The organism is Amycolatopsis sp. NBRC 101858 (assembly GCF_030269325.1).
In the GTDB taxonomy this organism is placed as follows: Bacteria; Actinomycetota; Actinomycetes; order Mycobacteriales; family Pseudonocardiaceae; genus Amycolatopsis; species Amycolatopsis ponsaeliensis.
The window spans coordinates 954,682-978,246 of the sequence record NZ_BSTD01000005.1 but is presented as its reverse complement, the minus strand read 5'-3'; the positions used below and the strand labels follow the sequence as shown (position 1 = coordinate 978,246).

Genomic DNA, 23,565 nt, shown 5'->3' with positions numbered 1-23,565 from the left:
AGGAGGGCTCATGACGCTCGCACACAAGGGATCGCGCCGCATCACCGTCGACGGCACGGACTACCGCTGGACGATCCGCCCCAAGCCGACCTACTCGCAGGGGCTCGGCGCGACGATGACCTTCGCCGTCGAACTCGCCGAGCGGCCGGGCGCCACGCTGGTCGTCGACACCGGACGGGCGCGGCCGGACAACTGGCTCCACCTCGCGACGGAACCGGTCCTCCCGGCCGAAGTCGCCGAAGGGATCCGCGCCGCGCTGGCCCGCGGCTTCGACTTCACAGCCCGGCCAAAGCCTCCGTCAACGCCGCGTGGGCCTCGACCAGCGAAGGCCCGTACCACGTGAGGTGGCGGCCCGAGACCAGGACGTACCGCGCGTCCGGGAAGTGGTCCGGGCCGTCCTCCTCCGTGAACAAGTACGGCTCGTCCGGCAGCACCAGCAAATCCGCGTCCGCCGCGAAGTGCGCCCTCAGCTCCTCGACGTCCGGTCGCGGATAGCGTTCCGAAGATCCCGCGTAGACGTTCGCCACGCCCACCCGGCGCAGGACGTCGCCGCCGAACGTGTCGCGGCCCAGGACGATCCACGGCTTGCGCCACACCGGGACCACCGCGTGGAACCGCGCCGGCCGGACCTCGCGCCAGACCTCCTCCGCCGACACCAGCCATTCGGGTTCCGAAAGCTCGTACGCCTGCGTGAGGATCCGGCGCAGCGAACCCAACGCGGCCGGGACGGTCGCCGCAGCAGCCATCACCCACACCGGGATCCCGTTGGCGCGCAGGCGTTCCACGTCTTCCGGGCGGTTTTCCTCCGAGTTGGCCAGCACCAGGTCCGGCGCCAGGTCCAGCACGTCGTCGATCTTCGGGTACTTCGACCCGCCGACCCGCGGGACGTCCAGACCAGCCGGATGCGTGCAGTAGTCGGTCGCGCCGGCGAGCCGTCCGGGCGCGCTCACCTCGACGGCTTCGGTCAGCGACGGCACCAACGAGACCACGCGCGATGCCGGGCCGCTCACCGGCACCGGCTCCCCGAGATCGTCGACGAGGTTCATGCGCGTTCGAACGACACCTTCCGCTTCTCGACGTCGACCGCGGTCAGCCGGACCCCGATCCGCTCCCCCGCGGTCAGCTTCTCCCCCGCGCACTTCGCCATCACCGTCGGGTCCTCGACCAGGATCTCCGCCTTGTTCTCGTCCGCGCGCAGCACCACCGCGCTGAACTCGCCGCCGATGTGCTCGGCCAGCACCCACGCTTCGACCTGATCGATGCACGCCCGCTCGACCTTCGCGGCCAGCGTGTCCGACGCCGTCATGCGCTCCGGGACGTCCGCGAGCGCCGCGCGCACCCACTCCGGCACCTCGCGCCCGGCCGACACCGCCAGGCAGATCTCCGTCGCGAACCGGTCGACCAGCCGCCGGATCGGCGCCGTGACGTGCGCGTACGCGCCGCCGATGCCCGCGTGCGTCGTCAACGCCGGCAGCTCGCCGTCGAACGCCGTGTAGCCCGCGCCGCGCAGCAGGCGCGTCGTGTCGGCGTAGAGCGCCATCGACGCCGGCTGCCCAGGGTCCAACCGGGACAGGAACTCCGAAACGGTCGTCTCCCGCGCCCAGGTGATGCCCAGCGCTTCGGCCGAGCGGCGCAGCCAGTCGACGGCCTCGGGCTCCGGGTCGGGCAGCGTGCGCAGGACGCCGACCCGCGCGTCGATCATGATCCGGGCCGCGGCCATGCCGGTGAGCAGCGAGATCTCGGCGTTCCAGGCGTCGACGGCGGTGCGCGGACGGCGGGCGAGCACCCAGCCGCCGTCCGGGTCACCGCTGATCTCCTGCTCGGGCAGCTGCAGCTCGACAGCGCCGCGCCGGACGGCCAGCTCGCGCCGTCGCCGGCCGAGCTCGGGCAGCGCGGCCACCGACGGGTGCGGGTTCCCGGCGTCGAGGGCGGCCTGCACCGTCTCGTAGTCGAACTGCTCGGTGGACCGGACCAGTGCGCGGCGCACCCGCGTCGTGGTCGGCTCACCCGCCTCGTCGGTCTCGATGGTCCAGAGCACCGCGGGCCGGATCTCGCCGGGCAGCAGGCTCGCCGCGCCTTCGGACAGGACCGGCGGGTGCAGCGGGACGTTGCCGTCGGGCAGGTAGAGCGTCTGCCCGCGGGAGCGCGACTCGCGGTCGAGCGCGCCGCCGGGCGGGACGAACGCGGCCAGGTCGGCGATCGCGTAGTGCACGCGGAAGCCGTGCGCGGTCCGCTCGACGACCATCGCCTGGTCGAGGTCCTTGGATCCGGGCGGGTCGATGGTGACGAACGGCAGGTCCGTCGCGTCCTCGCGCGGGCCGGCGCTCGCCAGGGGGTCGAGCACCGCGGCTTCCGCTTCGGCCAGTACCTCGGGGCCGAACGACTCCGGCAGCGAAAACTCGGCACGCAGGGGGCCGAAGTCCCCGCCCGCCGAGTGTGTCCTGATCACGAGGGGAGGCACCCCCCAACCCTAACCCTCGAAGGGCGTTGTGATCGCCCGATCGGGCATGGGCCGGTCGGGTGTACGTTGGCTCCGCAATAATGAAAACCGTCTTCATTTCCAGAAGGGGTCCCGACCGTGAAGATCGCGTTCGTCGGCAAGGGCGGCAGCGGGAAGACCACGCTGTCGTCGCTGTTCGTGGCGTACCTCGCCGACGCCGGCCTGCCGGTGCTGGCCATCGACGCCGACATCAACCAGCACCTCGCGGTGGCGCTCGGCGCACCCGAGGAGGAAGCGCTCGCCTGGCCGACGCTCGGCGACAACATGGTCCTGATCAAGGACTACCTGCGCGGCGACAACCCGCGGATCCCGGACGCGGCGTCGATGATCAAGACGACGCCGCCGGGGCGCGGTTCACGGCTGGTCCGGCCGTTCGAGGACAACCCGGTGTTTTCGGCCTGTTTCCGGCAGCTGGGCGGCGTTCGGCTCGGCGTCACCGGGCAGTTCGACGAGGACGACCTGGGCGTCAAGTGCTACCACTCGAAGGTCGGCGCGGCGGAGCTGCTGCTGAACCACATGGTCGACGTCGAGGGCGAGTACGTCGTCATGGACATGACGGCGGGGGCGGACGCGTTCGCGTCGGGGCTGTTCACGCGGTTCGACGTGACGTTCCTGGTGTGCGAGCCGACGGTACGCAGCGTGGGCGTGTACCGGCAGTACGCGGACTACGCGCGTGATTTCGGCGTGCGGCTCGTGGTGGTGGGCAACAAGGTCACCGACGCCGAGGACGTCGAGTTCCTGCAGGAGCAGGTCGGCGATGCGCTGCTGGGGTGGATGTCGGCGTCACGCCACGTCCGGGCGGCGGAGCGCGGCACGGCCCGGCCGATCACCGAGCTCGAGCCGCGCAACCTCTCGACGCTGCGCGCGATGCACGCGGCGGTGGACGCGGAGCAGCGCGACTGGGCGCGCTACCAGCGTCAAGCCGTCGAGTTCCACCTGCGCAACGCGGCGGCGTGGGCGGGCGACAGCCTCGTTTCGCAGGTGGACCCGGAGTTCGTGCTGGGGCCGGGACTGTCGGTCTAGTCGTCGTTCCAGGCGGCGTCGGCGGCATCGGCCTGCTTGGTGCGTTCCTTGGCGATGTCGAGCGCCCGACGGGCGGTGGCCTCGTCCGGGTACGGGCCGAGCAGGTCGATGCCGCGGCCGCGTTCGAGGTGCTCGACCTGGTTGGTGCGGGTGTTGTAGTACCACCCCTGGTCCGGGTTCGGGTCGTTGGACATGGTCCTAGGTTCGCACCAGCGAGCCGGGTTGTCAGCGCTTGTACCGATAGGGGATCTCGGTCGGCTGCCCGGTGGGGCCGAAGTCCTGGTTGTCGTCGGGTTCGGCGGGCTGGTCGGTGAACTCGTCGAACCAGCCACGGGGGGTGCCCCGGGGCGGGGTCGGGGGTTCTTGGCGCGAGGGTTGCGGGAGGGCGGTGTCCCGCCCGGGGAAGACGGGCGGCGTCGAGTTCCCCGGGGTCGGCGGGACCGGGGGCGTGGTGCCGGGGCCGGGGAAGACGGGGCGGGCCGGGGCGGCGTGGCGGGCCGGGAAGGGCTGGGGGGTCGACTCCGGGCCCGGGAAGACCGGCTTGGAGCGGGTCGGTGGGGTGGGGGTCGGGGCCCAGGGGGGTTGCGGCGGGGTGGGTTGGTGGGCCGCGGGCGTTTGGTGCTGGACCGGCTGCTGCGGAGTCGGCTGCTGTACTGCCGGCGGCTGCTGATGCGCTGCGGGCGGCTGGGCCGACTGCGGTTGCGCCGCGGGCGACTGTTGCGGAGTCTTCTGCTGCGCTGCGGGCTGCTGGGCCGGCTGCGGCTGCGCTGCGGGCTGCGGGGCCGGCTGCGGCTGCTCTGCGGGCGGCTGCGGGGTCGCTGACCACGGCTGCTGCGCGGCAGGCGTCTGCTGCGGGGCCGGTGCCTGCGAGCTGGCGGGTTGCTGCGCACCCAGTGGCTGCGCACCTGCAGTGGGCTGCTGCGGGGCCGGGGCCTGTGAACCAGAAGGTTGCTGCTCGCCCAGCGGCGGCAGCGGGGCCGGTGCCTTCGAACCGGCGGGTTGCTGCTGGCCCAGTGGCAGCGGAGCCAGCGATTGCGCCCCGGAGGGCGGTTGCTGGTGAACCGGCGCCTGTTGCTGCGAGGCCGGCACCTGCTGCGGCCCCGGCGCCTGCGAACCACCGGGCGGCTGCACGACGGGCGATTGCGGCGCCGACATCGGTGAACCGGCAGGCGACTGCACGGCAGGCGATGGCTGCTGAGCGGGCGCCTGCTGCACGTCAGGCAGCGGCTGCGAGGCCTTCGAACCGGCAGGTTCCTGGCCCGCCGGCTGCGGAGCGGCAGTGGGCTGCTGCTCTGCCTGCGGCTGCGGGGCTGACGGCAATTGCTGCTGTTCGGGCAACTCCGGCCGCTCAGGCTGGCCAGGCGACTCCTGCCCAGCTGACTGGGGCTGGCCAGGCGCCTGGACACCGGCAGTCGGGTCTTGTTGAGCAGCGGCTGGCTGTTGCGTCGGCAATCCTGCTGGCTGCGGCTCTGCCGCAGTCAGCGGGTGCGGCAAGGCCTGCGGCTGTTGCTGGACCGTCGGTGTGCCAGGCGCCTGCGCGGCGGCAGACGGCGCAGCAGGCTGATCGTCGGCGGCGGGCGATTGCGGCTGCGGCACAGCGGACGATTCCGGCTGCCCAGCGGCAGGCACCTGCTGCCCTGAAGTCGACTGCGGCGGCGAGACCGCAGGCACGCCACCGGACTGGGGTTCCACCGGCTGCTCAGACGCTTGAGCAGCGGACACCGCCGCAGCCTCGGACTCCGCGATATCCCCCAGCTCAAGCTCCGACGACGGCGCACCTGCCTCCGGCTGAGCTACATCCCGCTCCGCAGGCTCAGCGGATGCAGGCGCAGCAGCTCCAGGCTGGACCACATCCCGGTGTCCGTGTTCGACCGGCGCGGGTTCGGCCGATTCGGCCTGGGCCACATCCAGCGACAGGGGCTCAGCCGACGTAGGAGCGGCCGCATCAGGCTGAACCTCATCACGCGGCTCGTGTTCGGCCCGCGCGGGTTCGGTCGCTTCAGCCTGAACCGCATCACGCGGCTCGACCTCAGCCCGCGCCGGTTCGGTCGCTTCGGTCTGGGGCTCATCCAGTGGCAGGGGCTCAGCCGATGCAGGCCCCGCCGCACCAGGCCGAATCGCATCACGCCGCTCGTGTTCGACCGGTGCGGGTTCAGTCGCTTCAGCCTGAACCGCATCACGCTCGACCTCAGCCAGCGCCGATTCAGCCGCTTCAGGCTGAACCGCGCCCCGCGGCCCGTCTTCGACTGTTGCGGGCGCTGCCGCCTTCGGCTGGACCGCTTCCCGCGGCTCCGCTTCCACCGTCGCCGCAGGCTGGGCGGCGTCCGCCGGCGCCGGCGCCTCGGCTCCATCCCGCGGCTCCGGTTCCTCCGGCACCGCGGCCTCGTCCGGCTCGATCCGTTCCGCTGAATACGACGGCTCGACCGCGTTCCCAGGCTCCGTCGGAGCCGGTTCCGCCTCAAGTGCCGGCTCCTGGGTGAACGCCTCCTCAGCCGGACGCATCTCCACCGCCCGAGCCGCCGACGGCTCGGGTTCCGCCGGCCGGGCAGCCGACGGCTCAGGTCGCTGCCAACCGGTCTCGACAGCCGCGTGCGCGCCCCCGACCTCCGAAGCCCCGGAAGGAGTCCCGGCAGAAGTCCCGGAAGGCGCCTCCGGAGCCGCGTGCCGGGCCGGCTTCGCTGGGCCCGGCAAGTCCGGCTCCGACCACTCGCGGTCCTCCCCCTGCGGACGCCCTCGGCTCCACGTCGGGCTCACGCCCTGCGCCGGCCTGCCCGGCGGTGGCTGGGGCACCGTCCGCCACACCGGCGCCGGGCCGATGTTCATCGGTGCCGGTGCCTGCCCTGGCGGCCGGACCCCCGGCGGTGGCGGCGACGGGCGGGCCGCCGGCCGGGGGATCGGGTCCAGCGACGACACCAAGACCGACGTGTTCTCCGGGTCCTCGACCTTCCGGCCACTCCGCTCGCGGTAGACCATCTCGCCGTCCGCGTCCATCTCCACCAGGTAGCCCGCCTCCGCGAGCTGCTCCTCGTCGAGGTCCGCCAGCTTCTCGTAGCGCGATGGCACCACGCGGTAGATCGGCCACGCCAGCGCCGCGTGCTCCGCGTGGAACTGGGCCAGCAACGCCGCCATCTGCTGCTGCCACGGCAGCGACATCCCCTCGGCCAGCGACCGGGGCAGCACCACGTACCCCGCGTCGACACCCGGGTAGCCCTGGCTCAGCTGGTCGGACAGCGGCGTGCTGGACGCGGGGCGAGCCGACTGCCGGGGCGGCTGGGGCGCGCCGAACAGCGCCGCCGGGTCCTGGGGCTCGCCCGCGCCGGGCTTGCCTCGCTTGCCGAATTTGCGTCCCACGTGCTCATCCTCTGCCAGTACGCGGCCACCTGCTCGTGGAAAGCGCCGCGACGTCGGGTGAATCGGCCGATTCGTGTCAAGGCCCTCGAGACCCATGCTAAACGCCGGGGCGGACCGCCTGCGGCACCACTTCGGCCTCGTCGAACGAGAACGGCCGCGTGTGCACCGGGACACCGGTCTGCTGCGCCTCGACGATCTTGCCGTCGCCCAGGTACATCATCACGTGGTGGATCGTGTCCGGGTTCGACGGGTCGTTGGCGAGGAACAGCAGGTCACCGGGCTGCGCGTCGCGCACCGGCAGCAGCGCGCCCGCGTGGTACTGGTCGCGCGAAACCCGCGGCAGGATGATCCCGGCCGACTCGTACGCGCGCAACATCAGACCGGAACAATCGTACGAATTCGGGCCCGTGGCGCCCCACACGTACGGCTTGCCCTGCTCGCCCAGCGCGAAGCTGATCGCCTTGCCGGCGGCCTGGCTCGGCGGCAGCAGCTGCCCCATGCCGGTGCCGCAGGCGACGACGTCGACGACCTGGCCGACGTTCTGCACCAGCGTCGCCGCCATCGGCTCCCACTTGTGGTAGCGATCCGGGAAGCCCGAGCGCTCGACGGCCTGCGCGGCCTCGCCCGGGCGCCGGTTTTCCCAGTCCGGGACCGCGAGCAGCACGTCGTAGAACTTGTTGACCTCGTACGTCGGGTCGGTGACCTGCGCCACCGTGCCCCAGCCCATCGACGGGCGCATCTGGAAGATGCCGAGGGAGTCGCGGTCACCGTAGGTGAGGTTGTGCAGCCCGGACTCGGTCATCCCGGCCTGGATCGCGACCTGCCACGCGCGCGGCGCCAGCGACCGCTGCTTGCCGATCGTGATGATCAGCGCGACGGTCCCCTTCTGCTCGTCGTCCAGCTTCGACGCGTCGACCGTGCCGCGGTCGCCCTCGCCCGGCTGGGTCGGCCCGACCGAGGCGTCGCAGCTCATCAGCGAAACGCCTCGGGCCTGCGCCTGCTGGTTGTCGATGACGACCTTGGCGGCGACGGCGGTGACGACCAGGGCACCGATCGCGACGAACACGACCAGCCCCAGCCACAACCCCAGCCGCCGCACGGTCAGCTCGCCTGGTCGTAGTCGGCGACGCGCCAGCCCGCGTTGGTGTTGACGACCGTGATGGCCAGCTTGGGCCCGTCGGTCGGGATCGTCAGCTGCACCGAGCTGGTGTAGGACGTGCCGACGACCGGCTCACCGGTGACCTTCGTCGCCGGGACGTTCGCCGGGTCGACCGACGCCATCACCGGCAGGTACTCCTCGGTGGTGAAGGGTTTCAGCTTGGCCAGCCACTGTTCGGAGGTGATCCCGGCCGGGTGGTCGACCCAGGCCGCGGCCCACTCCTTGGCGACGCGGACGGCGTCCCCGTTGGGCGCCGCCGTCGTCGGGGTGGCCAGCGGCGCGGACAGCCGCGTCGGCAGGTTCGACGTCGGGACCGGCGCCGCGACACCCGGCGGGGTCGCGGTGACGGACGTGGTCGTCCCGGCCGGGGGTGACGCCTTGGCCTGCGGTTTGCCGACCACCTTCGGCAGCACGATGCCGAGCGCGGTGACGAGGATCGCCAGGAAGATCAGCGTCCCCATCAGGTGGCGGGGCGAGCGCAGCGGCCAGCCCCACAGGCGCCGGTAGACCGCGGTGCGGCCGCGGTTGGTGCGGATCGGCATCGGTCACCGCCCCATGACTTGGTCGGTGTCCCGCGGTTCTTCGCGCACTTCGATGCCCCGCGACGGCCGGTACAGCACGAAGACCGGCTTGCCGGCGACGACTTCGGGGTCGACGCGCCGCGGCTGCGCCCGCACGCCCGGCGTCCGCGGCACGTCCTGCGGCGTGTAGTCGCTGAAGCCGGACTCGGGCGTGCGCAGGTCGGACGGCACGACGACGGGCTCGGGCTCGTCGGTCCAGCGGCGATCGGCGACCGGCGAGGTGTCGACACGCCGGCTTTCCTCACGCCGGAGCGTCGGACGGCCGCCCGCGCCGACGACGACGTAGTCGCCGGGGTCACCGCCGGCCGGGTTGTACTGGCCGTACACCGGGGAGCCGGGACGTCCGCCCGCGGGCAGCGCGCCCGCCGGACCCCCGTTGATGGCCCCCGGCCAGGCGCCGGACCAGGCGGCGGCCGGGCGGCCCGCACCCGAGGTGTTGTCGAGCCGCTGGGCGTTGGCGAAGATCGTGGCTTCCGGCCGGAACCGGCCACCACCGTGGGTCGCCCCGAGCGGACCGCGCTGCTCGCCGTCGACGACGTCGTCGGTGTCGCGCACGTTCTGCCAGAACTCGTCCTGCGGTGTCGGGCCGGTGCGGTTGCGCTTGAAGCGGGAGAAGATCCCGCCCCCGGGCGACGGCACGGCGGCGCCGACCATGCTGACCGACATCTCGACCATCTGCCACAGCCGCCGGACCGGGCGGCCGACCATGAACAGCAGCACGGTGATGAGCCCGGCGAGGACCATCTGCGTGAGCATGTTCAGCGAGTTCCCGGCGTCGAAGATGGCCTGCAGCAGCAGCGCGTGCACCCCGGCGAGCACCGAGAGCACGACGAGGTTGAAGGCCACCCCGCCGGCGACCTTGAGCACGCGGCGCAGGATCTCCGGGTGCAGCAGGGCGACGAGCCCGATCAGCGGCGCGGTGAGCGCGAAGAGGCGGATCAGGACCTGGGCGAGCAGGACACTCGCCTTGGCGAGGAGCTGGAAGAGCGAGTAGACGAGGGCTTGGCCGAGCGAGAGGAAGCCGGCGCCGGTGCGGCCGCCGGCCTCGCCGGTGAAGTAGCCGGTCGCGGGGCCGAGCTTGGTGGAGATGTCCTTGTAGGCGTTCTTCTTGCCGTCGATGACGGACTGGTTGCCGTCGTCGCCGTTCACCAGCTGGTTGCGGGTGAACGCCTGGGCGTCGAGCAGTGGCTTGCCGTACTGCTCGGCCTGCGGTGCCGTGGGCGTGCCGAACTCCCCGCGCAGCCAGTTGTTGTAGACGATCTGCGTGTGGAGCTGGGTGGGCAGGATGTCGCGGACGATCCGGTCGCCGCTCTCGTCGACGAAGCCCGCCTGGATGTTCGTGGTGGTCTGGACGATCGCTTTGTCGATCGGGTCGAAGTACCGCAGCATCGCCAGCGACGACGCGGCCAGCCAGATCCCGGCCAGCGCGTAGAGCGCCCGTTTGCTGACCGCGGCCAGGTCACCTCGCCAGATGTTGCGGAACATCATGATCGACAGGATCAGCGCGACCAGCCCGAACAACTGGGCGTAGATGTTGTTGTAGACCTTCTCGGCACCCGACTTCACCGCGGCGTAGATCGGGTTCAGCAGACCGCCCTCGAGCACCGTGTAGTGCAGCGAGTTGGTGGCACCGACGATGTTCTTGCCCAGGTTGAACAGCTGGTTGCCGCCCCAGCTGTCCAAAGTGGACCCCGCCGGGGTGAGGTTGATCCCCGAGCAGTCGGTCTCGAAGGTGTTCCAGACCATGCCCGCGTAGCCGTAGTCGATGTAGGCGCTGTTCGGTTCGCCGTGGCCCTCCGGCGGATCGATCGCGCCGACCATGCCCGCGCCCGGACGCTCCGGGTTCGGCGCCTCACCGCAGGCCGCCGCGCTCGCCGCGGGAGCCGTGGCGATGGCCTGCAGGCCGAGCACCAGCATGACGGCGAACATCGTCGCCTTGCGGCTCGGGACGCGGCGTGCCTTCGGGCCTTCCTTGATGCGGCGCTTCAGCGCGTGCCATGCGGCGGCCAGCGTCAGCAGCACCGCCAACGTCAGCAGGGTGTTCATGCGGCACCCTCCGCGGTCGCCCGCGTGGATGCGACCGTCCGCGGGGGACGGCAGGCCCGCCCCTCGCAGCCGGGGGCGGTGCGGCTACTTCGGGTCCGGGCGGCGCTCATGCGGCGTCCCGGCCGGTGCCGCCCTTTCCGCCCGTGCGAGCGTGCTGCTGCCCGCCGTTGCCGTTCGGGGAGACGCCGCCCTCCACCTCGCCCGTTTCGGACGCCAACGGGTCCGGGGCTCCGAGGAGGTTCTCGTCGGCCAACCCGACCTCCAGCTCCGCCGCCAGCTCGAAGTCCTGCTCCAGCTCGATGTCGTCCTCCGGCGGGGATGCCACGAACGGCTTCTTCTCCTCCGTGTGCGGGAGGGCCAGCTCGTTGCCCGGGCGGCGGGGCGGGGATGCCGCGTCCTTCGAGCCCGGTGTCGTGTCCATGACCGCGCGCAGGTGGTCCAAGTGCGGGCCCGAGAAGTCGACGCGGATGCGCTCGACCCCGCCCGCGCCGTCGCCGAAGATGAATTGGCGGGGCTCCACGTCGCGCTCCAGGCCGCGCTGCTGCGCGCCCGGGCGGCGGCCCAGTGCGGCCACCACCTGCTCGTACCCGACCCCGACCGGCACCTTCAACAGCCGCAGCGCGTCCGCCTGGGCGTCGTCGTCGTCGAGACGGCCGACGAACACCGAGTCCAGCAGGGCCACGAAACCCTGGATCTTCAGGAAGTCCGCCGGGATCTGGGACGACAGCAGCACGCGGACGTTCCACTTGCGCGAGTCACGCGCGAAGCGGTTCATCAGCACGCGCCCCGTCGGGACCTCGGACAGGAAGAACGCCTCGTCGATCCAGACGCCCTTGCGCATCTCCTTGGGCTTCTCGTACACCGACCGCTGGGTCAGCCACGCCGCCAGGTTCAGCATCTCGACGCCGAGGGACTCCGCGTCCGTCCAGTACTCGCGGGGGACGCCGTCCTTCGGCAGGGTCAGGCCGGCCATCGTCAGCACCGTCAGGCGGTCGTCGCGGGTCTCCGAATACGGGTCCGCGTCCGACTCCGGGATGAGCAGCGCCATCCGCTCGCGCATCTCGTCGAGGAAGTCGGCGACGACGCCCGCGTGCTCGTGGTGCTCGCTCGAATCGCGCCGGAGCGCATCGATTACCTGGCCGGGGTCCGCGTCGAACCGGCCGCCGACCGTGCGGACCGCACGCAGCAGCACGATCCGGGTCTGCGCCATGCGCGAGACCTCGTACGGCAGGACACCCGTGAGGACGTCCAGGACCAGCCGGCGCCGGGTCGCGCCCGCCAGGGCCTTCTCGCGGCGCCAGGAGCGCTCCGGGTCGTCCTCGTCCATGAAGTGCTCGATCAGCGGCTCGGCGACCACCCGGTACGGGTTCAGGATCCCGGGCTGGGCGTTGAGCAGGTTGATCGGGCGCGCGTACGGGCGCAGCTCCGGCAGGTCGCACAGCCGCGACAGCGGGCCGGACGGGTCGAGGATCGTCCAGTTCGCCCCCGCGCGCAGCGTCTTGTAGACGATGCCGCCGCCGAGGAACGACTTGCCGCCACCCAGGCCGGCGACCATCGCGGTCAGGCCCGAGCCGTCACGGATCTCCTGGGCCATCCACGGGTCCCACGCCACCGGGCGCCGGGTCGCCGTGCACGTCTCGCCGAGCAGGATGCCGCGGCGGTCGCCGACCTCCGCGGTCGCCGTCGGGACCGCCGAGGACGCCCAGACCACCGACCCGCGGCGCATGTACGCCGCCGAGGCCAGCGGCTCGCCCGGGATGAACTCCCGGGCCATCGCGTACTGGGCCTCGGGGTGCTCGATGGCGATCTTCGGCTTGTAGAGGTCGAGCAGCTGCTGGGCCAGGCGCAGCGCGTCGCGCTCGGTCGGGCCGGACACCGCCAGCCGCCACCACGAGCGCACGCGGGTGGCGAGCGCGGTGAAGCCCGACGTCATCTCGTCGTCGATCTCCAGCACGCGCCCGGCCTGCCGGTTGAGCGACTGCGGCGGCTCCAGCTCGTGCTCGTCGGTGTAGTGCTTGACCTGCGAGCGCACCTTGTTCATCTGCCGCTGCAGCTCGCCCGCGACTTCCTCGGGGCGCCGGACGTAGATGCGCGCGGACACCTCGACGGCGGCGGGCAGCCGGTCGGCGTGCTGGATCCACGGGTCGTCGACCTCGGGGATCTGCAGGCCGTGCATCTGCCCCACCGTCAAGATCGCCAGGTGCCGCGAGACGCCGGCGTTGGAGCCGGTGCGGCCGCGGACGGTCACGGTCGGGGCGTACGGGTCGGCGTAGTAGTCGGCGGCGTCGGTGAAGCTGGCCAGGTCCTCGGGCTCCCAGGCCGCGCCCGGCACGGCGGGCATGTTCCGCGGCGCGGGCAGGCCCAGCGAGCAGGAGCGGTGCATCAGCCAGGACATCTCCTCGGCGTGCACCGGACGGCCTTCCAGCCCGGCGCTGCCGATGACCTGGTCGAGGTGCTCGACCTCGGAGTCCAGCGCGGTCAGCTCGGCGTCGACGGCCTCGGGCAGGATCTTGCGCAGCACCGGCGCGGCGCGTTCGACCGCGCGGTCGACCATCCGCCGGGTCTGCACCTGGACGCCGAGGTAGACCTCTTTTTCGGCCATCGAGCGGCCCATGAGCTGCTGCTGCTCGCCGATCAGGTAGTCGTCGAACGACAGGGCGCCCGGGACGTCGCCGGGGCGGCCGTGGGCGTTGTAGACGTGCGCCTCGGCCCACATCCGGATCGGGTACGGCCGGTTGGTCACGCGCAGGTGCAGCCAGCGGCCCTGCAGCTCGGCGTACTGGCCGGCGATGGCCGCGACGAGGTCGCGCCGCTGCGAGTCCGAGCGGAACGACCAGCGCTGCGGCGCCAGCCGGTACCAGGCGTAGACCTCGACGCCCGTGCGGACCAGGTGCCCGTCGATGCTTCTCACCGCGATCGACGGGGTGTACGCGGGGATCGCCTGCTCGCCGGTCAGGCGACGGCCGTTGCCACCGCCCGAGCCGTTCCGCGCCGCGCGGACCTGCTCGGGCGGCTGCCACGCGCCCGAGTGTGCGTCCCGTCCCCGTTTTCCTCGGCTACCGCCGCGACCGAACAACGACTACCTCCCGGCCCGAGCCGCGTTGCCGCGGCTCCGGCGCGCTCGTGGGGTTCCTCTGACAGACACCGCGGCGCGTAGCGCTTCCGTTGAGGCGGCGGTGGGGGCATGGGTGGCCGCAGCACCCGGCGGCCCGCCGTGGTGCTGGTACTGCCGCTTCCGGCGATGCTTCGGCAGCGGGCGCTCGGCCCGTACCCGGACGCGGCTGGCGCTGACGGCGCCGCCGGTGCCCGTGGTCACCTCGCGGGGGGTGTTGAGCTCGCGCCCGGCCATCGAGACCACGGCACCCAGCGGGCGCTCGTGGCTGATCTTGGCCGTGAGCAGCCGGGTGATCACGATGGTGGCGATGAACGCCCACGCCGTCGAGAAGAACCCGAAACTCCACCCCGCCCAGCGTTCGACGCCCAGGACGACGAAGAACGCCGGGATGCCGATGAGCCACGCGACGTAGCGGGCTCTCCAGGGAAAAGTCGCTTTCGGCGGGCCGAGCCACACGGCGTCGACCCGGTAGACCTCGTCATCTGTCCTGATGCGCACGCGGGCCCGCCCCTCAGCCGGTGAACAGGCCGGCGATCCACTGGCCCACGTTCACGCCCGCGCCGCTGACCGCGAGACCGATGATGGCGAGCGCGATGACCACGCCGGCGAGCCGCCGCATGACACCGGCGTTGTCGCCCTTGCCGCCGCCCAGCCACAGAAGCAGGAGGGCAACGGCCAGCAGCACCAGGGGGATGACGTTGTCGAGCAGCCACTGGCGCACGTTTCCCGTGCCCAGCTCGCCGGCGGCCAGCGTGTCGAGGGTGGTCAAGGTCATCATCGCGATACTCCCGGTGCGCGGTGGGGGCCGCGCGGTTCTGGCTCAGGCGGTGCTTCGAACAACATCATGGCGGCTACGAGGGGTAGTGGTCAAAGCGCGCTGCGTAGATGACGGCTGGCTTGTCAACCGGTGTGGCGCGCACGGCACACGAAAACTCCACGCCCACCATCATCGCGGCAAGGGCCCTCGGGTTAAAGCCCGGGCACCCATACTTCTCAGTGTGCTGACGAACTCACCCCATTGCCCGGGATTTGCTCACTGTGGGTACTTGCACCGTGGCCGTTGTGCGGCCTGAGACAGTGTGACATGACCCGAACGGCCCCGTCTCGCGAGTCCGCTCTGTAACGGTGCTCCGGCCGGTCGGCGCACATGTCGATCTTGACCGTCCGCGCGGTCCGTCACACGGCGCTCAGAACCTCACACGATTTTCACTACATAGCGTGATCTTGGTCCTCAGGCGCGGCTCTGGGCGAAAACGCCCTTCGGGAACGCACCGGCGGCAACCACCCGGCGCGTGAGGTCCCGGCCGAGCTCTTCCAGCCGGGCCAGCTTCTCCGGCCCGAGGTGGTTCCACGGCGCCTGCGCGGCGGCTTCGGTGGCCGTCTCGACGCGGTCACGCACAGCGACGCCTTCGCCGGTGAGCGCGCCTTCGCCGTCGAGGATCCCGCGGTCGCGCAGGCCCCGCTCGGCGGCGGTCCACTGCTCGTCGCTCCAGCCGCGGGTCAGCTTGGCCGCGTCGACGGTGAACCCGTGGCCGGTGGCCACGTGGGTGACGAGGGCTTCGACGCCGCTCAGGCCGTTGAGGACGAGGGCGGCGATGTGGCCGTCGCCGCGGTGCTCGCGCAGCAGCGTGATGGCGTGCCAGAGCGCGAGGTGCGGCGGCTCGGGCCAGGCCAGCCCGGCGTGCGCGGCGTAGAGGGGACGGCCTTCGGCGGTGCACCCGGCGGTGGCCTCGCGGGCGAGTTCGGCGGCCTCGACGACTTGGTCGCTCTTGAGCTCGCCTTCGCCGAGGAGCCGGGTCAGGGCCTTGTCGACGCCGGCGAGCCGGGCTTCGAGGACCTGCTCCGGCGTCGCGAGGGTCCAGGCGCGCGGAATCACGCGGGCGACGACCTCGGCGTTGAAGTTGTAGAAGGTGGCGGCGACGACCTCGGGCCCGACCGCGCCCATCGCGGCCGAGCGGCCGGCGAAGTAGGGCATCCGCCCCGGTCGCAGCCCGATGCCGGTCAGAGCTTCGTCCACTTCGGGCGCGAAGTACGCCAGAGCGTGAAGGGAATCGAAGGCCGACTTGAACCGCTTCTCGTCACCCGCCATAGCGGCACCCTACTACCGAGTAACCACCGGCGGAACCGCCTTCGACGTACCTGGAGGGTCGGCTCGCGTACCTGGGGAGTCGGCTCGCGTACCTGGGGAGTCGGCTCGCGTACCTGGAGGGTCGGCTCGTGAACCGACTGTCCGGGTACGCGACCCGACCGGCTGAGTACGCGAGCCGACCCTCTGGGTACGCGGGCTGGAGGCGGACGAGCCGGCATGTAAGCCGGATCCTGTTCCCGGGTCGCCTTGCGGCTCGCCGGGCGGCGGCCATCCATCTCGGCCTGCCGTCGCCGGCAGGCTCCAGCGGCCTACCCGCAGGCTCGGACGGGCCGTCCTCGAACGCCTGCGCAGGAGCTCGCGCTCCCTCTTGGCCTTGCTCCGGGTGGGGTTTACCCAGCCGTCCCGGTCACCCGGGACGCTGGTGGTCTCTTACACCACCGTTTCACCCTTACCCCGGCCCTCGCGAGCCGTGGCGGTCTGTTTTCTGTGGCACTTTCCCGCGGGTCACCCCGGGTTGCCGTTAGCAACCACCCTGCCCTGTGGAGTCCGGACTTTCCTCGGACCGGGTCGCCCCGGCCCGCGACCGCCCTGCCAGCTCGTCCGCGGAGCAGATCGTAGCTCAGTACCCGGCCACCGCCCGGCTGTGGTGGCGGGGGCGCTCGGGTTCCGGCGGCCGCTGGGGCGGCACGATCGACGGCGCCGGGCGCTGGCGGGCCAGCTCGGCCGTCCAGTGCAGCACCGCGGCCGGGCTGTCGAGGCCGATGAGCCCGACAAGCCTGCCGTCGCGCACGGAGCCCGTGATCGGCCGGGTCCCGGCCACCGGCGACTCCAGCAGGACCGTGTCGGTCCCGAGCATGGGCCGGCCTGCCACCTGGATCCGGACGCCGTGCTGCTCGGACCAGTACCGCGGCACCGGCGTGTACGCCGGGGAGCCGGCCGGCCCGGCCAGCAGGTTCTCCGCCGCCGCCCGGCTCATCTCGACCGCGTTGAGCCAGTGCTCGTCGCGCCGCGGGGTGCCGTCGTAGCGCAGGTTGGGCCAGCGGGCGACGTCGCCGGCCGCGACGATCGTGTCCGAGCCCACGACGTGGCAGGTCGGCCCGCAGACGACACCGTCGTCGAGGGGCAGCTTCGCGCCGCGCAGCCACGACACCGCGGGCACGCTCCCGACGGCGACCACGACGCAGGCGACGTCGACGGCCCGGCCGTCGGCGAACTCCAGCCCGACCGACGTGGTCCCCGGGTGCCACCGCCGGATGGTGGTCCCCAGCTCCAGCCGGACGCCGCGGGCCGCGTGCAGTGCCGTGAGCCAGTCGCCGATGTCGGGGCCGAGGACGTCGGCCAGCAAGGCTCGCGACCGTCCGATGAGGATGACGTCGCGGTCCATCTCGCGCAGGCTCGAAGCGACTTCGCAGCCGATGAAGCCGTCACCGATGACGGCGACCGGGCCGGAGTCGGTGGCGAGCGCGCGCTGCAGCGCCGTGGTGTCGGACAGGGTCCGGACGACGACGACCCGCGGGTGGCCGTGCGGCGCGCCGGGCATCCGGCGGGGTTCGACGCCGGTGGCGATGATCAGGCCGTCGTAGCGGAGCTCTTCGCCGTCGAGGTGGACGACCTGCCGGTTCGGGGACAGCGCGGTGACCGGGGTGTCGAAGTACCACTCGGCGTCGACCTCGAGGGGATCGGCGAGCAGGGTCTGGGCCCGGCTGACCGCGCCGGTCAGCAGGCTCTTCGACAGCGCCGGGCGGTGGTAGGCGATGTCGGGCTCGGCGCCGAGGACGACGACCTCGCCGTCGAACCCGAGCTCGCGCAGCCGTTCGGCGGCCCGCAGGCCGGCGAGACCGGCTCCGGCGATGACGATGCGTTCGCTCACGAAGTGGCTCCCAACAGGTGGATGGCTCGCATGGGACAGGCGCGCGCGGCCGCGCGGACGTTCGGCGTTTCCCCGGCTCCGGGACGTGCCTCGTACTCCAGCTGCCCGTCGTGGCCGAGCTGGAAGACCCCGGGCGCCTCGGACTGGCAGACGCCGTAGGAGTGGCAGCGGTGGCTGTCGACGTCGACGCGCAGCGAGGTGACGTCGGGTTCGTCGGGCGGGGGTTCGATCAGCCCGGCGCGGACGAGGGCCGACACCGGCAGCACCCGCAGGGTCGCGAGGATCACCGGCGGCACGAGCAGCGTGATCCCGGCGAGCCAGACGACCGCCAGGTGCCCGCTCGAGACGGCGCCGAGCCAGGCGTGCACGGCAAGCAGCCCGATGGCGAGGTAGCCGAGCTGGTGGAAGCGCAGCCACCGGCCTTCGCGCGCGCCGCGGCGCAGGCCCGCAGTGACCGACACGGCGATGACGAGCTCGAGGCCCGCGATGCCGAGCGCGTGGCGCGGGGTGCCGTCGTAGAACGGGAGCAGCAGGTCGGCGGCGCCGAACGGGTCGTCCTCGAGGAAGAGGAACGTCAGGCCGTGCACGGTGCCGGTGGCGAGGGTGAACGCGGCGAGCAGGACGTGGCCGGTGCGCAGCGCGTCCTGGCCGCTGAACCGGCGGACCCAGCCGGTGGCGGCCAGCACGCCCCAGCACAGCGTCAGGCACATGCAGAGGTAGGTGAGGCGGCCGGAGAGCGCGGCGGCCTCGGCGATCCCGGTGTCGTGCGGGGACACCGGGAGCAGCGCGGCGGACGGGGACATGGGCGGGCTTACCTCCGGGTGCGCGGCTGGGTCCTGCCGGGGGTTCCGAGCAGGCGGAGCAGGCCGAACGTGGCGACGGCGGCGAACGCCACGAAAACGGCCCCGAGGGCGAGGTCCCCGCCGCCGAGGGTGTCGTCCTCGGTGGCGGAGACGAGCAGCGACGTGGTCTCGGCGAGCCCGGTGCTCTCGAGGAGCGTCAGGTGGCCGAGCGAGGTGTCGACGGCGGTCTGGGCGAACGCGCGGACGTCGTCGTCGCGGGTGCCGGCGCGGACGTCGGAGGCGAGGGCGAAGAGGGAGCCGTACTCGGCGCGCAGGCGGTTGACGTAGGTGCGGTCGAACGCGTCCCCGGACTCCTTGGACGACTCGGTGATCTCCGCCGCCCACCCGCGCTCCTGCTCGGTGGGTGCGGTGGGGAGGGTGACGGCGAGCCGGTCGGCGACCGCGCGCAGGGCGACGTCGAGGCGGGCCTGGTCGTCGGCGATGCGGACGGCGACCGCGCCCACGCGCCGGTTGGTGGCGCGGTCGGCGGCGAGCCGGCTCGCCGGGGTGGCCCACAGCGTGTGCTGCTTCAGGCGCGCCAGCAAGGTGCGGTCGGTCTGCTGCAGTTCGCCGGCGGAAGCGGGCAGGGCACAGCCGAGCACGAGCGCGGTCGTGGCGGCGAACAAGGCCACGAATCGGAACGGCATCCCCGTTGTCCCTTCGCGAAGTACGTCTCATCAGGGGTTACGGAAGAACGGCGTTCACCGGTTCTCTCCGTCACCTTTTAGTGACTGTGACGTACATCACAAGACACAATTTGAACCGGCCAGTTCGTGCGTCGCGGCTAATGGGGCACGAAAACTAATGCATATGGCCTATTAAGTGATTTTGCGCTACGCTCCGATGGCCCCACGGTCCGCCAGTCAGGTGAGGTTGCGAGCTTTATGGAAGCACTGGGCAGAGAATGTCACGGCCCCGTCGGCCACGGCTCGTCCGCCACGGCGGTGCAAGCGCGCCCCGACACGGCGGACGACCTCGTCCCACTGCTGTACAAGAACTTCCGCGCCACCCTGTTTTCGCAGGTCCTGGCCCTGACGAACCATGACCGGCAGTGGACCGAAGACGTCGTGCAGGAGACCATGATCCGCGCGTGGCAGCACTCCGGGACACTCGAACGCGAGCCCGGGATGCTGCGCGGCTGGCTGCTCACGGTGGCTCGCCGGATCGTCATCGACGGCTGGCGAAACCGCAAGGTACGGCCGCAGGAGGTCGCTCTGGAGATTCCGGAAAACGCCGAGTCCACCGATCGCGCGGACAGTTCGTTAGCCGCACTAACGATTAGCCGGGCTTTGTCGGAACTGGACGAGAAATATCAGTCCGTCATCACCGAGACATACCTCGCCGGAAACACCGTCCGGCAGGCGGCGACAATTCTGGGAATTCCCGAGGGAACCGTCAAATCGCGGTTGTACACGGCGATGCGGCAATTGCGGAAGGCACTCGGCGAAATGGCGGTGCGATGAGGTCGGAGCACCGCGATGCCGCGGCCTACGAACTCGGCGTCCTCGACGATGCGGAAGAGTTCGAAACGCACCTGGCCGGCTGTCCCCGGTGCCGGGACCTGCTCACCGGGTTCCACCCGGTGTCCGAGGCCTTGGCAGAGGCGGCCCGGCTCGGCTACCTCCCGGTCGGCGGTTCTCCTGGCGGTGATCCGCCGATCTCCGGCGAGTCTCCGGGCCCCGGTAGCTCGGCCGGTTCCCCGGCCTCCGGTGGCTCCGACCGCGATTCGCTAGCCGTCCGCGGCTCGGCCGCCGGTGACTCCGCCGACCACGGTTCGCTCACCTTCCGCGGCTCCGCCGGTGCCGGCTCCCCGCCCCTCGGCGGTTCTCCCGCTGCCGACGACCCGGCACCCGGTGGCTCCGCCCGGCAGCGGTCCGGCGCCGCCGGCCCGGGCTACCCGCCGCCCAGCGATGGGGCGGCCCGGCGCCGGAAGCCCTGCGTGTTCTCGCGCCGGCGGGGGATGGCCGTCGGCGCGCTCCTGCTGGGCGTGGCGCTCGTCCACTCGGCCCGGCCGGCCGTCGCGAGGACCTGGTTCGCATCCGCTGCGTCCATCGTCTCCCCTGCTCAGGTTGTGGCCGGTACCGGCCGTGACCTGCGGGATCTCCCGTGGTCAGCCGGTTTCCAGTAGTCTGCCCCAACCCAACATGAAAGTCCTTACGGTGGATACCGAAGTAAATTCCGAGCATCCCGTCAGCGGGGCTTCGGTACCGAAGCGCCCCGCCCCGCGGCTCCCCGGCCGCGAGCCCGAGCTCAGCCGCCTGACCAGCCTGTTCCCCGTCGCGCTGGACGGCACGGCCGCGAGCGCGGTGCTGGTCGGCGAGTTCGGCATGGGCAAGAGCGCCACGCTCCACACCGCCGCCGCGCTCGCCGCGGACGCCGGCTTCACCGTCGCGGTCGCCACCGGGTCGCGGCTGGAGAGCCACCTGCCCGGCGGGCTCGCCCGCCAGCTGGCCGACGCGCTCGACGAGCCGGGCGCTCCCCGCCCGAGCTTCGCCGAGCAGTGCGGCCCGGCCGGCGAGAGCGAAGCGCTCGAGCACTTCTTCCGCCTCGTCCGCGACGCGACCGAGCGGGGCCCGCTGTTCCTCGGCATCGACAACGTGCACCTCGCCGACGCCTGGTCGATGCGGTGCCTCGCCTACATCCGGCACCGCGTGCTCGACCTGCCGGTGTTGATCATACTCACCTCCCTGACCGGCCATCCGCCGCACCGCGAGGTGGCGTTGCTGGAGATGGCGGGCTGCACGCCCGCGACGATCACCCTCAACGGCCTCGGCGACGCCGCCGCGGCGGAGATCCTGGGCCTCGCCCCGGGCGAGCTCGCCACCGCCTGCCGCGAGGCAACCGGCGGCAACCCGTACCTGCTGAACGCGCTGCGGCCGCGGCTGCTGCCCGGCGCGGACCCGCACGAGCTCGGCTCGTCGCTGATCGGCCAGGTGCTCCACACGCGGATGCAGGAGTTCCCGGACGCGCCGGCGATCCTGCACGCGGCCGCGATCCTCGGCGAGGACGCGGGCTTCGACCTGCTGGCCCAGCTCGCCGGGGTGGACGAGCTCGACGCGCTGCAGGCGATCGACACGATGGTCCGGCTGCACCTGCTGCACAACAGCAGCCGCCCGACGCTGACCCTGCCCTTCGTCCGCAACTCCGTGCTCAAGGACATGCCGCAGACCACGCGGGCGGTCAACCACGCGCGGGCGGCGAAGCTGCTGTCCGAGACCGGCGCGGCGGCCGAGCGCGTTGCCGCGCACCTGCTCGAAGCGACGTCGATCCGGATCCCGTGGGGCGTGGACGTCCTGCGGCTGAGCGCGCGCAACGCCGTGTTCTCCGGCCGTCCCGACCTGGGCGCGCGCTACCTGCGGCGGGCCTTGGAGGAGCGGCTGACGTCGGGGCGCCGGGTGGCCGTGCTGCTGCAGCTGGCCCACGCGGAGTTCCAGCTCGACCCGCCCGCCGCGGCGCAGCGGGTGCGCGAGGCCGTCGACACCGTCGGCAACCGCGACACGGCCGCGTTCATCGCGTCGGCGATGCTGCTGTCGCTCTGCGGCGGCCAGGACGCGCGGCTCGCGATCAGCGCGGCCGGCCAGATCGCGGCGCGGCTCGACGCGGGCGGCCCGGACGCCGTGTGGCCGCTGCTGTGCATGACCTACCTGGCCGAGGCCGGCAGCCGGCTCGGCCCGCCGCCGGAGTTCCGCGACTTCGAGGAGCAGTGGGCGCCGCTGACCGACCCGGCGGCGCAGCGCAGCCGGTCGGCGCTGCTGGCGCTCGACGCGGTCCGCAGCGGTGCGTCCTCACCGGACGCGGTCGCGCACTTCGCCGACGCGATGACCGGCGACGACGGCGAGCTGTTCGAGCAGCACTACTTCTTCACCCTGGCCACCGCGGTGCTGGCGGACGAGCCGGCGCACGTCGACCGGCTGTGCCGCGTCCTCGACGTCGAGCGCGAGCCGTGGGACGTGCACGTACCGCACGGCGCGCTGCCGACGCTGGCCCGCGGGATCGCGCTGCAGGCCAGTGGTGACCTGCAGCGGGCGAGCGTCCACTTCGAGTCGCTGCTGCGCCGCTTCGACGAGCGCGGTGGGACGACGACGTGCCCGGTCGGCGTGCTGTGCGCGGCGAAGCTCGTCGAATGCTGGGTGGACCTGGGCCGGTTCGAGGCGGCGACGTCGTTGCTGGACCGGATGGACTTCGTCGCCAGCCAGGGCCTGTTCACCCACACCTACCTCCTGTACGCGCGCGGCCGCCTGCGCGTCGCCACCGGGTACACCCGCTTCGGGTTCGAGGACCTGCTCAGCTGCGGGCGCCGGCTCGCGCACCACGGCATGCGGTTCCCGGGGTTCGTGCCGTGGCGCGCGCACGCGGCGCGGGCCGCGCTGGCGCTGGGCCAGGCCGACGACGCGGCCCGCCTGGCCGAAGAGGACATGACCGCCTCGACGCGCTGGGGCGCGGCGCGGCCGCTGGGCACGGCGCTGACGACGCTCGGGCTCGTCCGCGAGGACGACGAAGCCGAGCGGGCGCTGAACAAGGCGATCACGACGCTGCGCTCGTCCCCCGCCCGCCTGCAGCTGGCGACGGCGCTGACCGAGCTCGGCACGCTGCAGGCGCGGCACGGTCAGTCCGAGAAGGCCATCGAGACGCTGCGGCAGGCGGTGGAGCTGAGCGAGCACTGCGGTGCGCGTCCGCTCGCCCGGCGCGCGGCGGAGGAGCTGCGTTCGGCGCGGCGGGCGCTGACGCCGGCCAAGGACAACGAACACGGCTTGACGCGGCAGGAAAACCGGATCGCCGTCATGGCCGCGCAGGGCCTGACGAACCGCGAGATCGCGACCGCGCTGCACCTCACGCGGCGGACGGTGGAACTGCACCTGTCCGGCGCGTACCGCAAGCTCGGCATCCCCGGCCGCGCGGAACTCGGTGGCGCACTGGCGAAGTCCCAGCGCGGCGGGTGAGTTCCCACCGCGTGGACGCGCGTTGACCGGCTCCGGCGTCGTTGCTCTA

The 23,565-nt window shown here is 72.4% G+C and carries 19 protein-coding genes and 1 other RNA gene; 5 read left to right on the top strand and 15 right to left on the bottom strand.

What is annotated here, in order from left to right; translation table 11 throughout:
- Nucleotides 1-10: 10 nt before the first annotated feature.
- Nucleotides 11-343, top strand: a complete 333-nt coding sequence (locus tag QSK39_RS38905) for a hypothetical protein (protein WP_285482800.1) — start codon at nucleotides 11-13, stop codon at nucleotides 341-343.
- Here QSK39_RS38905 and QSK39_RS38900 read toward each other — a convergent pair.
- Both QSK39_RS38900 and QSK39_RS38895 read right to left on the bottom strand, forming a co-directional pair.
- Nucleotides 276-1,046 (bottom strand): helical backbone metal receptor, encoded by a 771-nt coding sequence (locus QSK39_RS38900; RefSeq protein ID WP_285482799.1) that lies wholly within the window; start codon nucleotides 1,044-1,046, stop codon nucleotides 276-278. The two genes, QSK39_RS38905 and QSK39_RS38900, sit on opposite strands and share 68 nt — an antisense overlap.
- Complete coding sequence (locus QSK39_RS38895) at nucleotides 1,043-2,449, bottom strand: RNB domain-containing ribonuclease (protein ID WP_285482798.1); 1,407 nt, start codon at nucleotides 2,447-2,449, stop codon at nucleotides 1,043-1,045. The genes QSK39_RS38900 and QSK39_RS38895 overlap by 4 nt, the downstream gene beginning before the upstream one ends.
- 129 nt (nucleotides 2,450-2,578) lie before the next feature.
- Here QSK39_RS38895 and QSK39_RS38890 point away from each other — a divergent pair, with 129 nt between their 5' ends.
- Nucleotides 2,579-3,523: an ATP-binding protein gene (locus QSK39_RS38890; protein WP_285482797.1), complete on the top strand. Its 945-nt coding sequence runs from the start codon at nucleotides 2,579-2,581 to the stop codon at nucleotides 3,521-3,523.
- On the opposite strand, the gene QSK39_RS38885 is transcribed toward QSK39_RS38890, so the two are convergent.
- The 13 genes from QSK39_RS38885 to QSK39_RS38825 all read right to left on the bottom strand — a co-directional run bounded on the left by QSK39_RS38885 (nucleotide 3,520) and on the right by QSK39_RS38825 (nucleotide 19,223).
- Entirely contained in the window at nucleotides 3,520-3,717 is a 198-nt protein-coding gene (locus tag QSK39_RS38885) for a hypothetical protein (protein WP_285482796.1), read from the bottom strand. The two genes, QSK39_RS38890 and QSK39_RS38885, sit on opposite strands and share 4 nt — an antisense overlap.
- A gap of 31 nt (nucleotides 3,718-3,748) precedes the next feature.
- On the bottom strand, nucleotides 3,749-6,874 hold the full coding sequence (locus tag QSK39_RS38880) for a hypothetical protein (protein ID WP_285482795.1): 3,126 nt from the start codon (nucleotides 6,872-6,874) through the stop codon (nucleotides 3,749-3,751).
- A gap of 97 nt (nucleotides 6,875-6,971) precedes the next feature.
- Nucleotides 6,972-7,958: a C40 family peptidase gene (locus QSK39_RS38875; protein WP_502873349.1), complete on the bottom strand. Its 987-nt coding sequence runs from the start codon at nucleotides 7,956-7,958 to the stop codon at nucleotides 6,972-6,974.
- Between the two features lie 17 nt (nucleotides 7,959-7,975).
- Nucleotides 7,976-8,575, bottom strand: coding sequence for a hypothetical protein (locus QSK39_RS38870; protein ID WP_285482793.1), 600 nt, complete (start codon nucleotides 8,573-8,575; stop codon nucleotides 7,976-7,978).
- A 3-nt stretch (nucleotides 8,576-8,578) separates the two neighbouring features.
- Complete coding sequence (locus tag QSK39_RS38865) at nucleotides 8,579-10,660, bottom strand: magnesium transporter (RefSeq protein ID WP_285482792.1); 2,082 nt, start codon at nucleotides 10,658-10,660, stop codon at nucleotides 8,579-8,581.
- 106 nt (nucleotides 10,661-10,766) lie between these two features.
- Nucleotides 10,767-13,736 carry an ATP-binding protein gene (locus tag QSK39_RS38860; protein ID WP_285482791.1) on the bottom strand — a complete coding sequence of 990 codons (2,970 nt, stop codon included), beginning with the start codon at nucleotides 13,734-13,736 and terminating at the stop codon, nucleotides 10,767-10,769.
- A gap of 3 nt (nucleotides 13,737-13,739) precedes the next feature.
- Nucleotides 13,740-14,273, bottom strand: a complete 534-nt coding sequence (locus QSK39_RS38855; RefSeq protein ID WP_285482790.1) for a hypothetical protein — start codon at nucleotides 14,271-14,273, stop codon at nucleotides 13,740-13,742.
- A 13-nt stretch (nucleotides 14,274-14,286) separates the two neighbouring features.
- Nucleotides 14,287-14,553, bottom strand: a complete 267-nt coding sequence (locus QSK39_RS38850) for a hypothetical protein (RefSeq protein WP_004562703.1) — start codon at nucleotides 14,551-14,553, stop codon at nucleotides 14,287-14,289.
- A gap of 453 nt (nucleotides 14,554-15,006) precedes the next feature.
- Entirely contained in the window at nucleotides 15,007-15,864 is an 858-nt protein-coding gene (locus QSK39_RS38845) for an SCO6745 family protein (protein ID WP_285482789.1), read from the bottom strand.
- Between the two features lie 203 nt (nucleotides 15,865-16,067).
- An RNA gene (gene rnpB / locus QSK39_RS38840) (RNase P RNA component class A) lies at nucleotides 16,068-16,463 on the bottom strand.
- Between the two features lie 20 nt (nucleotides 16,464-16,483).
- The gene (locus QSK39_RS38835; RefSeq protein WP_285482788.1) at nucleotides 16,484-17,734 is read right to left on the bottom strand and encodes an NAD(P)/FAD-dependent oxidoreductase; all 1,251 of its coding nucleotides are present in this window, start codon (nucleotides 17,732-17,734) and stop codon (nucleotides 16,484-16,486) included.
- Entirely contained in the window at nucleotides 17,731-18,537 is an 807-nt protein-coding gene (locus tag QSK39_RS38830; protein ID WP_285482787.1) for a ferredoxin, read from the bottom strand. The genes QSK39_RS38835 and QSK39_RS38830 overlap by 4 nt, the downstream gene beginning before the upstream one ends.
- 8 nt (nucleotides 18,538-18,545) lie before the next feature.
- Nucleotides 18,546-19,223, bottom strand: coding sequence for a DUF4142 domain-containing protein (locus QSK39_RS38825; RefSeq protein WP_285482786.1), 678 nt, complete (start codon nucleotides 19,221-19,223; stop codon nucleotides 18,546-18,548).
- Nucleotides 19,224-19,460: 237 nt separating this feature from the next.
- On the opposite strand from QSK39_RS38825, the gene QSK39_RS38820 reads away from it, so the two are divergent.
- From QSK39_RS38820 to QSK39_RS38810, 3 genes are read left to right on the top strand one after another with little or no spacing between them, the layout of a single operon-like run.
- Nucleotides 19,461-20,039 carry a sigma-70 family RNA polymerase sigma factor gene (locus QSK39_RS38820; protein ID WP_285482785.1) on the top strand — a complete coding sequence of 193 codons (579 nt, stop codon included), beginning with the start codon at nucleotides 19,461-19,463 and terminating at the stop codon, nucleotides 20,037-20,039.
- A complete protein-coding gene (locus QSK39_RS38815; RefSeq protein ID WP_285482784.1) occupies nucleotides 20,036-20,704 on the top strand; it encodes a zf-HC2 domain-containing protein in 669 nt (222 codons plus the stop codon). Before QSK39_RS38820 ends, QSK39_RS38815 begins: the two co-directional genes overlap by 4 nt.
- Before the next feature lie 31 nt (nucleotides 20,705-20,735).
- Nucleotides 20,736-23,516, top strand: coding sequence for an AAA family ATPase (locus tag QSK39_RS38810; RefSeq protein WP_285482783.1), 2,781 nt, complete (start codon nucleotides 20,736-20,738; stop codon nucleotides 23,514-23,516).
- The last annotated feature ends 49 nt before the right edge of the window (nucleotides 23,517-23,565 follow it).